This is a genomic window from Lysinibacillus sp. BPa_S21 (assembly GCF_023337795.1).
In the GTDB taxonomy this organism is placed as follows: Bacteria; Bacillota; Bacilli; order Bacillales_A; family Planococcaceae; genus Lysinibacillus.
In genome coordinates this window covers 130,255-145,353 of record NZ_JALIRS010000005.1, presented here as the reverse complement: position 1 = coordinate 145,353, position 15,099 = coordinate 130,255, and the positions used below count along the sequence as shown (strand labels likewise).

Sequence of the window (15,099 nt, the reverse complement as noted above, 5' to 3'; positions counted from 1 at the left end):
CCGTTTCAGAAAGGTTGTGATGTACTATGAAAAAAAGGATTCTGATTGCTGAGGACGAACCAATTATTAGACTGGACTTAAAAATGATGCTTCTGAATAACGGCTTTGAGGTGGTAGGGGTAGCAGGAGATGGGGATCGTGCGATTGAACTCGCTTTTAAGTTGAAACCGGATCTTGTGTTAATGGATATAGAAATGCCAAAACTAAATGGTTTAAAAGCAAGTGAGGTGATTGGTCGTCAGCTAGATATACCCGTATTGTTGATTACGGCATACAGCCAAAAAGAAATTATAGAAAAGTCTAGGCAAGATAATATTTTAGGATATCTCATTAAACCCGTTTCTGAAGCTAACTTAATCCCAGCAATGATGATTGCGCTTCAACAAGCTAAGAGGACACAGACGATAAAACAATCTTTACAACTCACTCAAGAACAGATTCAAAAGCGAAAGATGGTTAAATAAAAAAGCGTTCTACATCAAGGGCTTTAAGTTTATAGTAATAAATGTTCAAGCTTAATCTCACTTATAATAGAAAGATTAAATCTTTCTGTTATAAGTGAGATTTTTATATTCAAAAATCCTTATATATCGCTAAATAATAAACCTCTTTTTCCTAAATTAACACAACTGTAAGTTCAGTTTAGTAGAATAATATGAAACTAATTATAATTCGCAGTCGTATAGAGTATAAGGAGCTATGGATAAGAAGATCTACATACGATAGTTAGTTTTAGCCATTTAAATGGCGGTTCGAATAGCTATCAATATTTATAAAGGGAAGTGTGTTATGCATTTTGAAGGTGCAATGTTAGAATATCGTTTGCAAAAAGAGAAAGACATATTTGAACCAATCTATTATTATACTAATATTGATTTACCACAAATTTTAACTAGACGAGAATGTGAATTTTTTATTAAAGAAGGGAAGACTTATCAACAACTGTCTTCTGCTATTGAGGATGGATTATTTGTAATTTATGTGAAATTGTATGAAGAAACTCCAATGGACATGAATGAACCCTTTAATGAAGGTATTAAACTAGAATTTCGTGAATTAAATGCCTATAAAAATCATCCGCTTATAACATTTGAATATATGGCGAATCATTTAGATATTTTAAGTATTATCGGCAGTATATATACATATATCGAGGACAAGGAATGGGAGCGGGACTCAGCTGAAATTGATGAAGACCGAGGCGTATATGTTTTATATGTTAAGCCAACAGGATATACGCTTGTAACATAGGGAGAGGATTTTTAGAATGAATAAGACAAAGAAAATGATGACAGGTGCATTAGCAGCTGCGGCTTTAGTAACACTGTCAGCTTGTGGGGACGAAAGGGGATATGAAGAGCCAACTGGAACGGATTGCGATGATTGGGATTGGGATAGTGAGACGGGTACGTATTATTGCGATGATAGTCATTCAACACATGCCGGGGGTTACTATTATGGAGGAAATTATTATAAATCAAAAAATTCGTTACAAGAAAGTGCTGATTACAAAAGTTATGCATCGAATTACAAATCAGGTATAGGTAGTGGTTCAAAAGGCGGTTTTGGAGGGTAAAGATGAACAAATTCCGTGAGGATCGGCAACAGTTTTTTAGCCAGATAAAAGATTTTTGGCATGATATATATGGTATGGAATATGCCCTCTTTGATATTAAGAAAGAAAGTGCTGAAACGATCCAGAAGATCCGTCAAGCAACCGACGAGATTGGTCATATTTTTTATAAGTCTGCTGCTTTGTTGCGTATGGTAGATGATGACACACTTTTGGGGCTTGGATTTCCCACTGAAACTCACTCTTTCATCCGTTTACAAACACTTCCAGTAGAAAGTGTCATCGCTCGTTTAGATTTAGTAGTGACAGAGGAACAAGTAAAAGTGCTTGAAATAAACGCAGATACACCTACGTTTATAAAAGAAACTTTTTTTGTGAATGGGAAAGTGTGTAAACAGTTTGAGATGGAAAATCCAAACGACGGATACGAAGATCAATTAAAACAAGCAATTTTGAAAGCTGTAACGTCGTCGCTTCATTCGAGGGGAAGGAATGGAGCTAACAATATTGTTTTCGCTGCACACTCGGAGCATGAAGAAGATAAACTGACAACGATGTATTTAAAAGAACTCACTGGATTAAAAAGTCAGTATATGGACTTTCAACAATTACAACTTTTAGATAAGCCGATTTTAGAAAATGAAGAAGTTGTCTTACCACAAGGTCTGTATGATATATACGGAGAAAAAATCGATGTTTTATATAGACAAACGTATCCAATTGAACATTTAATATATGATGAAGATCCCTTGACGAAAGAAAAAGTAGGTCAATCGTTAATGAAGCTAGTTAAACAACAAGACTTAGCCATTGTAAATCCTCCTTCTGCTTTTTTACTACAATCGAAGGCAATAATGGCGCTTATTTGGGGGCTACACGAGGAACAGCATTCTTTTTATACACGTGAAGAACATAACGCGATACATAAATATTTTTTACCAACATATCTAGATCCAGATGTGTTTTTACAACAGGGACAAAGTTTTGTAAAAAAGCCTGCATTTGGCCGTGAAGGAGATACTGTCGAGATTTTTTCAAATACAGGTAAAAAAATTGCGGAAGATATTCATAAAACCTATAAAGATGAACTTCCTGTATATCAACAGTTTATAGAGCTACCTCAAACTACTATTCAAACAGAACGAGGCACCAAACGAGTACATTATATGTATGGTTGCTTTTATATAAATGGTAAGGCAAGTGCAATGGGCATTCGCGCAGGGGGACAAATTACAGATAACGAATCTTATTTTTTACCAATAGGTTATTAGAAAATTTTTAAGAGATTGGATCAAACTAAAGTTATCATAAAAGGAGTGTTTAAAGGAATGGGATTTTTCTCATTAGATAGTTTTTTAAATTTTTTATTATATATAGGAACCGGATTTATTCTCATTTTGATTGGTATTGTTGCATTTGCTTGTACAACAAAATTTTCAGAGTGGAAATTAATTAAAGAAGGAAATTTAGCGGTTGCATTAAAGCTATGGGGAAAAGTGATTGGATTAGGCATCACCTTATATACAGTGTGGTCTTCAAGTGTTCATATACTAGATGCATTTATTTGGGGGTTAATCGGAATTGCCACACAAATAGTTGTGTATTTGATTATTGAATACGTGTTAACACCAAAAACAAGCTTGGCGAAAAAAGTTGAAGAAGGAAATACTGCAGTGGGCTTCAGCTTATTTGCTGTGGGCATTACGGTAGGATTAATTATAGCAGGAAGTTTGTCATATTAAGTATTTAATAAATTTATAATAATACATTAAAAAGAGCATGTTTTTTATTAATGAAAAGACATGCTCTTTCTTTGTTTGAAGGTATCAGCCGGACAATGAGCAAGCAAAAAACGATATGCTAGCCATATATAGTTTTCATTAGAATCTCTATAAGAGTATTAAATATTGCGTAACTAATGATTACGTGGGATGTTCTCAAAGTCTACAAATGACGATAAGAACATCCCATTTTTTATTGATATAATTTTTGCACTTCCATTTTACCTCTTCACATTATCGTGTCGTTTCTTTATTTTTGTAATACATACTTGACTAAAAAATACAAAAAAACTAAATTAGTGCAACTTTTTCTATTTGTAAAACGAGGATAGATTGAAAGGTGGGAAGAGATGGACATTGAACAGCTTTATTTACGCTATATAAACGATATCTATCGGTATCTATATTCCTTATGCAAAAACCAAACATTAGCAGAGGATTTAACGCAAGATACTTTTTATAAAGCACACATTACATTACTTTCTAATACAGTCCAAGATATTAAGCCATGGTTATTTAAAGTAGCTTATTATACACATATCGATTACATAAGAAAAGAGCGCCGTGTGGACCTAACAAATAATCTTGAACAATCGACATGTATAACACCTGAAACCATTGCGGTAAATGAAGAATCCTTTCATTCGTTAATTTCTTTACTTGATCAATTATCGCCTTATGAAAAGCAGGCAATTATGTTGTGTGATGTGCATGACTGTACTTATGAGCAGGCGTCAAATATTTTAGATTTAAAAATAAATACGCTCAAAAGTCATTTATTACGTGGACGAAAAAAGATGAGAGCCTTAATAGAAAAGGAGAGACAACAATATGGATGATTATGAAAAATTAATAGCTAGCTCCAAAGCAGAAATTGCAAATATAAAAGATCAAAGTAAATATCAAAAAGCAATTAAAAGAACAATTTTCACGTCGAAATCGAAGCTGATTTTTGCAACTTTAACGGTGATATTATTGATTGCGCCAATTAGTTATATGTTGACATTAATGTATTACGCCTTTGGTACAAAATCTACAACATTAATGGATGTGGCAAGTCAAACGCTTTACGTTACAGAACCTAATACATCACTGGAAGAAATAGAGTTTGATATGTCCTTTTCGCCATTTTCAATGAAGCTTGCTTTTGATCAATACAAGCGTATAGGAGAGGAAGACTATAAAGCGAACACTTATGATTTACGTTTTTTCCTTGGTAGCTTATCTAAAAAAGAAGTGACAACATCTCTAGAAAGAGTAGCACCAAAACATCCAACAGAAACGAATCCTTGGTTAATACATCCTAAAAACAGGAATTCGGAACTGGATACGGGTCGAGAATGGAGGATCCTTGGCGGCTTACCTGATGAAACTGTTGTGGAAGCTTATATTTCTTTTAATGATCTTATGACAGTTAAAGAAGCTAAAGATACAATGCCTAATGTCGATGTTGTGTGGGCTGCTGTCGATACCGGTATTGATAAAACCAATTTAAGTAAAGATGGTAAAGTTGTTTCACCAATTGGCTATCCTGTGCAACCTGATAATTCCACTTGGTCACCATTTCGAGATGCAACGTCAAATGAAGAAGTGTTTAAAGCTATTTTGAAAACTATGGAAAAGCACGAAGAACTTGCGACAGCGGTTTCTAGCGCAAAAAATTTAGCATTGCCGGAGCGTATTGCTTACATGAATAAACATGGCATAAAGACTTATGGGGTTGTTGTAACAGGACCGAAAAAGGAAGTCCTTGCATTAGAAAAACTGGATATTGTACGGTCATTAAAAGTAGGTGAGGTGAAATTATGGAACTGGTCACGTTAAAACGATTTGAAAAAGGATTCGTCACAGCTGGATGGTTTGGGGTGATTGGTGGCTTATGTCTACTTTTATTACTTAATATTACGCTATTAACGAATATTGATTTAACGAATAATAACTTTTATTTGTTAATGTATCTGACAGCGCCTTTAAGCGTCATTGCTTTATTTTCTAAAAAAAGTCGCTCATTAGGGCTATGGGGATTAAGTGTTGTCTTATTTATCATGATATTTACAGGAATTATTTTCATCATAGGATGGATAGTAGTTCCGTTTCCTTAAAAAAACTTTCCAACAGCATGAAGTACAACTATAAATCTATGACAACATAAAAAAGTAGCATTTTACACAATCTAAAATGCTACTTGGAGAAAGTAAAACTATGCTGTTTTCTTTTGTCTGGATATAGGAACAGAACGATTTAAAATACTATTGGCTATCATTCCAATCATAATAATGATCATACCGATTAAAGATACTCCAACAGGCCAAGAACCATTTAATAAAAGGATTTCACCAAGAACAGTAAATATCATTGTTCCAGCTTGTGTTGCCTCCACTGCCCCTAATAAAGAAAGGTTATTTTTTGCTAAGTCAGTAGCGAAGAAAAATGTCATTGTGGCGATAACACCTGAACATAATGCCAATAGGAAACCTTGCATGATTTGCCCAGATGTTGGTATGCCAGTTGTAGTCCAACCATAAATCGCTAAAATAATACTGATAGGAAGGCTACCAATGGCCATGCCTAACACGCGTTGAAATGTATCTAGGCGACCAGCAACGACCTCCATCATTTTTCGATTACCGAATGGATATAAGAATGCAGCGATGACTACAGGGAGGAAGCCAGATAAAAATTGAGAAACAGTAATATCTCCAGCTTCTGTCAATTGCATACAAATGACACCCGTTAAAATAAATAAGGAAACAAGTAAGCTTCGCATTGGAATTTTACCGCGAACTCGTTTAACGCCTGACTTCGTCTCCAGTGTAATAAAAAATAACGGAGATAATAACAAACCCGCTAAAATGGTTATTTGCCATGTACCTGCTACGAGCCATGCAGGACTAAATACAGCAGCATAGCTTAATAAGGAATAAAATCCAACACCGGCTAATGTACCGTAACCAATCCATGCCAAAGGATGTTTACGCATTTCTACCCATAGCGGGCGAAGGTTTTTGCGAAATAGGACGATAAAGAATAAAATGGGTAAAGCGAATAAAAATCGGAAGGAAGCAGTCCAAGCCCAGCTTGTACCTGATACGTTCATAATTCGGTTTATAATAAATGTAGCTGAAAAAAACGCAGATGATAAAATACCTAATAAGATAGCGCGCATTTCGTTCGCTCCTTTCTGAATATATATATATATATATATCATAATATATTTATTTTATTAAAAAGTAAAGTATAGTATATCAAAGGTGGGGTTCATATGAAAGAACAAGAGGATATGCAAACAAAAGAAGTAATTCTGCAAGTTGGTCAACTGTTACGACAAATACGAAATGAACAGAAACTAAGTTTAGAAGAGTTAGCGAAAATAACGGGTGTTAGTAAATTAACGCTAGGAAAAATTGAGAGAGGAGAAACGAATCCTACATTAGGTGTCATTTGGAAGATTACAAAAGGATTATCTATTCCGTTGTCACGGCTAATGGCTATAGAAGATATAGTAAATGTTGTACGCTGTGGGGAAGGATTTACTATTGAAGAAAATCAAATGTGGCGATTAGAGACTATATTTCGTTACAAAAAAGAAACAGGATTGGAAATGCATCGTGCTTGTTTGCAACCGAATAGTATATATGAGGCAGAACCTCATCATGAAGGAGCTATCGAATATGTAACAGTGATGAAAGGGGAAATTTCGATTCAAGTTGGACAAGAAATATATGCATTAAACGAATTTGATTCTATTCAATTTGAAGCAAATCGAAAGCATAGCTATGAAAACACAGGAGATGAAGTTGCAGTCCTCCATTTAACAATGAAATACTTATCTTGAAATAAGTAATCACGCTAGTCTATGCGGAGGGCTTGAAACCAAGCTGGAGATCGAAGGCGGTATTGGCGGAGCAAACAGTGGACAAAAATCAATCGTTCTAGTTGACGGTGGTGTAACTTTATATTTATGAAAAATCCCGAATATGGAATGTTAATTCGGGATTTTTTTTCTTATCTTGTCTTTTTAATTTATCTTAAAATCTTCTAAGCTGGGAGTAGAATCAAATACTTGTTTTATGGTCATCAAAATGATTTAGCCACGGTATCCAATTACGCTTAAAACTAGCAATCTATTGTATAGCACGTAAAGTGGCTAACACGGTTTTAGTTAAGATATTGGTACCGATTTCAAGGGCATCTGTATTAAAGCTCATATATGGATGATGGAGACCTGGAGCTAGGTTGCAGCCTAGGCCAATCATCGTTGCTTTTAATTCTGGTTTCTTGATAGTGTAAAAATGAAAATCGTCTCCACCAGAGGTGATGAGCGCAGGCATAATATTTTGTTCGCCAATGACTTCAGCAATGCCTTTATGTGCAAATTGAATAGCTTGCTCGTTTTGAACAGCAGCAGGCATGGCTGTCACGATGTCATAATGAATGGTTGCACCCGTGGTTGTACGTACACCGTTTATGATTTGTTTAAATTTTTGTACCAGATCCTGCATAGCTTCATTCGTTTGTGCACGTAAATCTAGTCCAAATTGTCCATTCCCAGGGATGATATTACGACTGTCGCCTCCAGCTCGAATATAGGTCATTTTGATGGAATGTGGTATTTGTGGATCCATGCGAATTTGATTTAAATGTTCATTAATCATCGTCATAGCATCTATAGCATTGACTGTTAAATGAGGGCGTGCTCCATGACTATCGTCTCCTTTTACCTGTCCATCGATCATTTGCCCTGCGCCATGTATAATAACCGGTGACGCTACACCTAATGGGATCTCTTGGATTGGTCGCAAGTGGATGCCATATAGATATTCCACATCCCGTATAACACCTTTCTCAATCATTTTTAAAGCGCCATTGCCTTTTTCTTCTGCTGGTTGAAAAATGAGACGTAGCGTGCCTTTGAAATTTTCATGCTGCATACATTTTGCCACACCGATAACCATGCTCATATGGGCATCGTGACCACATGAGTGATTTGCTTTAAAACGGCCATCGACTTCCTGCCATAGTGCATCAATATCTGCACGGACCGCTACTATAGGCTGGCCTTGGCCAAGGTCTGCATAAAGCCCTGTACAATCATTAAAAGTAGTCACCTTATAGCCTAGCTCATTAAGAACGTCTTTCAAATATTGTGTTGTATTCACCTCTTGCCAGCTTACTTCTGCAATTTCATGTAAGTAACGAAAATGTTGTAATAGTTCTTGCTTAATTTTCATGATGTAATCCCTCATTCCAAAATAGGTCTTTATAAGTAGTCTCATATTGTTGCTTTTGTCTTTCATATTGCTCTGGATAGTCCTGAATCATTTGATTCAAGATTGTATTCAATAACGAGGAAATGACAGGACCAGAGTCAATGGTAGACATATGGGACATCTTAGTAACAAAGGTAGAATCAGCAATTTGAGTTATGGGAGCTATATCTGAATCTGTAATACCCACCACATAAACGCCACGTTCCTTTAATTCTTGCGTAATTTCAAGTGTATGTTTCATATAACGATTAAAAGAAAAGGTAACAACGACACTATTCTCATCTAAGTTATTAATGTAAGAAAAATCATCCATATATAAATTTAAAATCCGACTATTTCCTCTTATTGTATTTAATGTGAAGCTAAACCAATGTGCAAAACCATAAGAGGCTCCACTCCCTAATACAACAATCTCCCTTGCAAGAGCAATCCGCTTAACCACCGTTTTAAAAACTTCGGGGTCTATATTTTCAGCCGTTTTTTTTATATTGATTTGATCACGAATCATAACTTCTTCTATGCCTGTATGATTCGTTTGTTCTGTAAATGTTTGCGACAAGCTCATTAATGAATTTTTTAAATCAAAAATAGAATCCTGTACTTCATTTTGTAGGTCAGTAAAACTCCCATAATTGAGGGCATAAACAAATCGAATCACGCTCGTTTCACTGACTCCAATCATATTGGCGATTTTCGTCGCGGAATTTGAAGCAAAAAGTTTCGGGTTTTCTTTTAAAAATAATGCAACACGTTTTAATGTAGGGGATAAATCATCAAATTTTTCTTGGATTTTAGTTTCATATGCGTACAAGTTGATACCTCCGTTGAGTTTGAAGGAAACTCTTTTTTTTCTTAATAAAATAAGTGTTTACTTTATTATATCATATTCACAATAAATTTTATTTTCAATATTTTCTGAAAAAATAATTGAATTTTTAAAAAATATTTGTTAGCTTAATATATGTTGAAGTATTCGCTTTAAATTATTTGCAAATAAAGCAAATACTTTTAGATTGAAAATCACAAAGTTGTGGGGGGATCGACATGAAAAAAGCGAATTGGCTATTTTTAATGATTGTGGGTGTGCTTTTCGTCTTAGCAGCATGTTCTTCAGATGATAGTGCTGGTGGTAAAGGAGCAAAAAGTAATAAAGATTATTCAGAATTACAGATAGCTTATAATGCTCAGCCGCCAACATTAGATCCATTGATGACAACTGCGGTAGCTACACGTGATGTCGCTCGTAATATCTATGAATCGTTAGTGACACTAGATAAAGATTCGAAGGTTGTGCCAATGTTGGCGGAATCAGTGGAAGAAAGTGAAGATGGTAAAGTTATTACATTTAAATTGAGACAAGGTGTTAAATTCCATAATGATGATGATGTTACAGCCGAAGATGTTGTAGCATCTATGCACCGCTGGATGACAACAACAGGTTTGGGAAAAACTTATTTTGCGGATGCAACATTTGAAAAAGTGGATGATACTACCGTGCGATTAGTCACGCCTAAGCGACTATTTATTGCGCTCCATTTGTTGGCAGATCCAAGTCAAATCGCCATTATTACAACGGAAGAAGCAAATGCTTCAACGACAGCTGAGGGTTTAACAGAATTTATTGGGACAGGTCCATATAAATTCGTAGAGTGGAAAAATGACCAATATATTCATTTGGAAAAATTTAATGACTATGTAGCTGTGGATAGTCCTGCGAGTGGATTGTCAGGGAAAAAAGAGGCGCATTATGAAAATATTTATTTTAATATTGTAAGCGATGCTTCAACGCGCTTTGCTGGCATTCAAACAGGGGAATATCAAGTAGCCAATGCGATCCCATTCGATAATGTGGCGCAATTAAAAACGTCTGATACTGTTAAAACTTCTATCAATCATAATGGCTTTAATGCGGTTGTATTTAACAAGCGAGCAGGATTATTTGCCAAAAAGGAAGCGCGTCAAGCTGTAAATGCTGCGCTTGATCAAGAAGCAATTTTGAGGGCGGCGTTTTCGAGCCCAGAATTTTATGAATTAGAACATAATTTAATGATTAAAGATCAAACAGACTGGTATACAGATGCAGGTAGTGATCAATACAATCAAAAGGATACTGAAAAGGCAAAGGCTCTACTAAAACAAGCTGGCTATAATGGGGAAGAAATCGTTATTTTATCAACACGCGATTATGAAGACCATTACAATGCAGCCGTTGTAGTTCAACAACAATTAGAAAGTCTTGGCATGAAAGTGAAGCTTGATATTTATGATTGGCCAACTGTTCAGCAGCGACGTACAGATGAAAAGGCATATGATATTTTCATTACTGGTTTTCCAACAGAGCCTGTACCTAATAAATATGTGTTCTTGGATTCCAAAGGAGAATGGGCAGGTTGGACAAATAGCCCTAAAATTGATGATTTATTAGGTAAAATTGCAGGTGCTGCAACACAGGAAGAAGCGACAGGTTATTACAGTGACTTAATGGTTGAAGTATATGATTATGTACCAATTATTAAATTTGGGAACAAAACGACAGTAACAGCATACGATGCGTCCGTTGAGGGCGATGATTTCTTGCAAGGGATCATTTTATGGAATTTGAAGTAATTTCATTAGGGGGGAAGAGCTTGTGTTGAACTTTATATTGAAACGAATACTGTCACTTATACCTGTACTATTTGTTGTATCAGTTGTCGTCTTTTTATTAGTTCATATAACGCCTGGTGATCCAGCTTCAGTTATGCTAGGTCCTGAAGCCTCTCCTCAGGAGGTGGCTAAGCTTCAGGAGGAGCTTGGCCTCAACCGTCCTATTTTGGAACAATATGTGACTTGGGTAGGAGATATTTTTAAGGGCGATTTAGGAACATCACTGTTTATGAAACAACCCGTATTAACAGCTTTTTTGGAGCATTTAGGTCCAACGTTTTCATTGGCTATTATGGCTCAATTGTTTGCTATTGTACTAGCTATTCCACTTGGCGTGCTTTCAGCTAAGTTCAGAGGATCTTTATTAGATCAAACATTTATGGGCGTTTCACTTGTTGGAATATCAGTTCCAAGCTTTTTACTAGGATTATTTTTAATTTTATTATTTGGAGTGGAGTTACGCTGGTTGCCTGTTGCAGGCTATAAACCGGTAGCAGCGGGTTTAGATGTACATATCCGCTATTTAATTTTACCCGCCATTGCATTAGGTTCAATGCAGGCTGCGCTTATTGCCCGTATGACAAGATCTTCGATGCTAGATGTTTTATCAGCCAATTTCATTAAGACAGCACGTGCAAAAGGGGTAAAGGAATTTATCATTACAATAAAACATTCATTACGAAATGCATTTATTCCAATCTTAACGATTATCGGTCAAACTTTTGGAACTTTAGTAGCCGGTGCAGCTGTCGTTGAAACAGTATTCAATATTCCAGGTATTGGTCAATTGATTATTAACTCAGTGGAAAGACGTGACTTTGAAGTAATTCAAGGAGTTGTTTTGTTAATCGCCGTTAGCTATGTAACTATCAATTTAGTTATTGATCTACTATATGGGATTGTTGATCCACGCTTACGAGTTGGGAAGAGATAGGGGGGAGTAAATTGAGTCAAGAACATTTTATGAATGATCTGTCAATCATTAAGAAGCAGATGAAGCAAAGACAGCGAACGCTATTTAGGAAGAAGTTTTTTAGCAACAAATTGGCTTTGACAGGCACCATTATTATGTCCGTGATAATGATGTTTGCAATTTTGACCCCGTTTATCGTCTCGACTTCGCCATATACATTAGATACGGCGAATCGATTATTACCACCAAGTGCTGAACACTTTTTTGGCACAGATAACTACGGTCGGGATTTATTTAGTCGTGTTATGTATGGAGCGCGTGTTTCATTAGTCATTGGCTTTTCTGTCGCATTGTTAACTTCTATTTTCGGGACAATTATTGGATTATACGCAGCTTATTTTAAAAAGCTTGATAGTTTATTGATGCGAACTTCTGACGGTCTTATGGCATTTCCAGCCATCCTACTAGCGATTGCGATTATGGCATCACTTGGTGCAAATTTGATCAATGTAATTATTGCTTTAACGATTGTATTTACGCCACTCGTTGCAAGAACTATTCGCTCCTCTGCTTTAATCGTGAAGGAGCAAACATATGTGGAGGCATTGCGGGCACAGGGGGCAAATAGCACGCGTATCATCTGGTCGAATATTTTCCCGAATGTCATTTCACCATTAATTGTTCAAGCTACTTTTATTTTTGCAGATGCCATTATTGTAGAGGCTGCACTTAGCTTTTTAGGAGCCGGGATTCCTGCACCTGAACCGAGTTGGGGCAACTTATTATATGATGGCAAAACGGTTATTTTCAATGCATGGTGGATGACAATATTTCCAGGTATTGCAATTATGTTAACAGTTTTAGGACTAAATCTATTTGGTGATGGATTGCGAGACTTGCTAGATCCGCATAATAAATCGAAGAAGTAGTAAGGGGGTGTTAATACGATGACAGATACTTTACTTGAAATTGAGCATTTAAAAGTTCATTTTGATACAGAGGAAAAGAAAGTAACAGCGGTCGATGACGTTTCTTTCTCTGTTAAAAAAGGGCAAATCGTTGGTGTGGTGGGGGAATCTGGCTGTGGTAAAAGTGTTACAGCAGAGTCTATTTTACGACTTCTCGATGAAAAGCATACGAAGTATGAAGGTGAAATTCGTCTTGAAGGTCAAAATTTATTAGCGAAATCCGCAAAAGAGATGCGAGAAATTCGTGGTAATGATATTGCTATGATTTTTCAGGATCCAATGAGTTCATTAAATCCAGTTTACACGGTAGGAGATCAAATTATGGAGGCTCTCCTTCTTCATCAAAATGTTTCAAAAGAACAGGCGCGTGCGAAAGCGATTGACATGCTGAAATTGACTGGTATTCCAGCACCGGAGAAACGGGTTGATGAGTTTCCACATCAACTCTCAGGGGGAATGCGTCAACGGGTCATGATAGCGATGGCACTTAGCTGTCAGCCAGCACTTTTAATTGCTGATGAACCTACAACAGCTTTAGATGTGACAACGCAATCACAAATTTTAGACTTAATAAAAGACTTAAAAGAGCAATTTAATATGGGGACAATCATGATTACACATGATCTAGGAGTTGTGGCTGAAGTTTGTGAAAAAGTGGTTGTTATGTATTTAGGACAAGTCATTGAAGAAAGTGATGTATTATCGATTTTTGATCAGCCTCTTCATCCGTATACACAAGGCTTATTAAAATCAATTCCTACTATAGAAGGAAATCGTGAGGAAAAGCTATATGTGATTGAAGGAAAGGTGCCGACATTAAATCAAATTCCTGCAGGTTGTCGTTTTGCTCCACGCTGTGAATTCCAGACAGAAGAATGCCGCACATCTATACCAAAGCTTGAAAGCTACGGAGAGCGTAAAGTCCGGTGCTGGCACTTTGAAGAAATTCAAGGAAAGCGGGAGGCGACAATGTATGGATAACAAAGAAACGATTTTACAAATAAAGAACTTAAAAACCTACTTTCCTGTAAATGGTGGCGTTGGGCGAGAAAAAAGATATGTCAAAGCAGTAAATAATGTGTCCTTTGAGCTTACTAAAGGAGAGACATATAGCTTAGTTGGAGAATCTGGTTGCGGAAAAAGTACCACAGGGCGTTCTATTTTGCGACTCATTGAACCTACAGATGGCGAAATAATTTACCAAGGCCAGACAATTAATAAGCTAAACCAAAAAGAAATGCTGCAAATTCGACGTGGTTTACAAATGGTGTTTCAAGATCCTTATTCATCGTTAAATCCACGTAAACGTATCGGGACAATACTAGAAGAAACCTTGAAAATACACCATATTGGCACAAAGCAAGAGCGTACGCAAAGAGTGATGGATATTTTAAATAAAGTAGGGTTCCAAAATGAACATTATTTTCGATTTCCACATGAATTTTCAGGCGGGCAGCGTCAGCGTATAGGATTAGCACGTGCGCTCATCATGAATCCGGATATTATTATCTGTGATGAACCTGTATCAGCTTTAGATGTATCCATTCAATCACAAGTGCTGAATTTATTAGAGGATTTACAAAAAGAATTTAATTTAACATTATTGTTTATTTCACATGACTTAAGTGTTGTACGCCATATTTCCAACCGAATTGGCGTAATGTACTTAGGAAAGCTAGTAGAAGAAACAACGACAGATGAAATTTTTAGCAATCCGATGCATCCTTACACGAAAGCACTATTATCGGCAATTCCTGTACCTAATCCACGAATTAAACGTGAAAAGATTAAGTTGCAAGGTGAAATCCCTTCTCCTTTGAATCCACCGTCAGGCTGTGTTTTCCAGACGAGATGCCCTTTTGCAATGGAAAAATGCAGGACGGTGGAGCCAGAGTTGGTCGAACATTCACCCGACCATAAGACGGCCTGCCATTTATATTACAAATAG

Annotated in this window: 17 protein-coding genes; 14 read left to right on the top strand and 3 right to left on the bottom strand. The window is 36.3% G+C overall.

Annotated elements, in window-relative coordinates:
- The first annotated feature begins 26 nt into the window (after positions 1-26).
- The 8 genes from MOK21_RS12220 to MOK21_RS12185 all read left to right on the top strand — a co-directional run bounded on the left by MOK21_RS12220 (position 27) and on the right by MOK21_RS12185 (position 5,456).
- Positions 27-464 (top strand): response regulator, encoded by a 438-nt coding sequence (locus MOK21_RS12220; RefSeq protein ID WP_249074246.1) that lies wholly within the window; start codon positions 27-29, stop codon positions 462-464.
- Positions 465-789: 325 nt separating this feature from the next.
- On the top strand, positions 790-1,251 hold the full coding sequence (locus MOK21_RS12215) for a hypothetical protein (protein ID WP_249074245.1): 462 nt from the start codon (positions 790-792) through the stop codon (positions 1,249-1,251).
- Between the two features lie 16 nt (positions 1,252-1,267).
- Positions 1,268-1,576: a hypothetical protein gene (locus tag MOK21_RS12210; protein ID WP_249074244.1), complete on the top strand. Its 309-nt coding sequence runs from the start codon at positions 1,268-1,270 to the stop codon at positions 1,574-1,576.
- A 2-nt stretch (positions 1,577-1,578) separates the two neighbouring features.
- Positions 1,579-2,844, top strand: coding sequence for a glutathionylspermidine synthase family protein (locus tag MOK21_RS12205; RefSeq protein ID WP_249074243.1), 1,266 nt, complete (start codon positions 1,579-1,581; stop codon positions 2,842-2,844).
- Between the two features lie 57 nt (positions 2,845-2,901).
- The gene (locus MOK21_RS12200) at positions 2,902-3,315 is read left to right on the top strand and encodes a DUF350 domain-containing protein (RefSeq protein ID WP_249074242.1); all 414 of its coding nucleotides are present in this window, start codon (positions 2,902-2,904) and stop codon (positions 3,313-3,315) included.
- Positions 3,316-3,704: 389 nt separating this feature from the next.
- Positions 3,705-4,193 (top strand): sigma-70 family RNA polymerase sigma factor, encoded by a 489-nt coding sequence (locus tag MOK21_RS12195; protein WP_249074241.1) that lies wholly within the window; start codon positions 3,705-3,707, stop codon positions 4,191-4,193.
- Positions 4,186-5,178, top strand: coding sequence for an anti-sigma factor (locus tag MOK21_RS12190; RefSeq protein ID WP_249074240.1), 993 nt, complete (start codon positions 4,186-4,188; stop codon positions 5,176-5,178). Before MOK21_RS12195 ends, MOK21_RS12190 begins: the two co-directional genes overlap by 8 nt.
- Positions 5,160-5,456: a hypothetical protein gene (locus MOK21_RS12185; RefSeq protein WP_249074239.1), complete on the top strand. Its 297-nt coding sequence runs from the start codon at positions 5,160-5,162 to the stop codon at positions 5,454-5,456. The genes MOK21_RS12190 and MOK21_RS12185 overlap by 19 nt, the downstream gene beginning before the upstream one ends.
- Positions 5,457-5,554: 98 nt before the next feature.
- Here the strand turns inward: MOK21_RS12185 and MOK21_RS12180 are convergent, their stop codons facing one another.
- The gene (locus tag MOK21_RS12180) at positions 5,555-6,520 is read right to left on the bottom strand and encodes a DMT family transporter (protein ID WP_249074238.1); all 966 of its coding nucleotides are present in this window, start codon (positions 6,518-6,520) and stop codon (positions 5,555-5,557) included.
- 96 nt (positions 6,521-6,616) lie between these two features.
- Between MOK21_RS12180 and MOK21_RS12175 the strand changes: the two genes are divergently transcribed.
- Complete coding sequence (locus MOK21_RS12175; RefSeq protein WP_249074237.1) at positions 6,617-7,189, top strand: helix-turn-helix domain-containing protein; 573 nt, start codon at positions 6,617-6,619, stop codon at positions 7,187-7,189.
- Positions 7,190-7,478: 289 nt separating this feature from the next.
- On the opposite strand, the gene MOK21_RS12170 is transcribed toward MOK21_RS12175, so the two are convergent.
- Together MOK21_RS12170 and MOK21_RS12165 are read right to left on the bottom strand one after the other, a co-directional pair.
- Positions 7,479-8,585: a M20 peptidase aminoacylase family protein gene (locus MOK21_RS12170; protein ID WP_249074236.1), complete on the bottom strand. Its 1,107-nt coding sequence runs from the start codon at positions 8,583-8,585 to the stop codon at positions 7,479-7,481.
- Positions 8,575-9,435, bottom strand: a complete 861-nt coding sequence (locus tag MOK21_RS12165) for a MurR/RpiR family transcriptional regulator (protein ID WP_249074235.1) — start codon at positions 9,433-9,435, stop codon at positions 8,575-8,577. Before MOK21_RS12165 ends, MOK21_RS12170 begins: the two co-directional genes overlap by 11 nt.
- 233 nt (positions 9,436-9,668) lie before the next feature.
- Here MOK21_RS12165 and MOK21_RS12160 point away from each other — a divergent pair, with 233 nt between their 5' ends.
- Genes MOK21_RS12160 through MOK21_RS12140 form a run of 5 tightly spaced genes read left to right on the top strand, consistent with a single transcriptional unit; the run spans position 9,669 to position 15,099 of the window.
- Positions 9,669-11,231, top strand: coding sequence for an ABC transporter substrate-binding protein (locus tag MOK21_RS12160; RefSeq protein WP_249074234.1), 1,563 nt, complete (start codon positions 9,669-9,671; stop codon positions 11,229-11,231).
- A gap of 22 nt (positions 11,232-11,253) precedes the next feature.
- Positions 11,254-12,204 (top strand): ABC transporter permease, encoded by a 951-nt coding sequence (locus MOK21_RS12155; RefSeq protein ID WP_249074233.1) that lies wholly within the window; start codon positions 11,254-11,256, stop codon positions 12,202-12,204.
- 11 nt (positions 12,205-12,215) lie between these two features.
- Positions 12,216-13,112: an ABC transporter permease gene (locus MOK21_RS12150; protein ID WP_374110155.1), complete on the top strand. Its 897-nt coding sequence runs from the start codon at positions 12,216-12,218 to the stop codon at positions 13,110-13,112.
- An 18-nt stretch (positions 13,113-13,130) separates the two neighbouring features.
- Complete coding sequence (locus MOK21_RS12145) at positions 13,131-14,132, top strand: ABC transporter ATP-binding protein (RefSeq protein WP_249074232.1); 1,002 nt, start codon at positions 13,131-13,133, stop codon at positions 14,130-14,132.
- Positions 14,125-15,099 carry an ABC transporter ATP-binding protein gene (locus MOK21_RS12140; protein ID WP_249074231.1) on the top strand — a complete coding sequence of 325 codons (975 nt, stop codon included), beginning with the start codon at positions 14,125-14,127 and terminating at the stop codon, positions 15,097-15,099. Before MOK21_RS12145 ends, MOK21_RS12140 begins: the two co-directional genes overlap by 8 nt.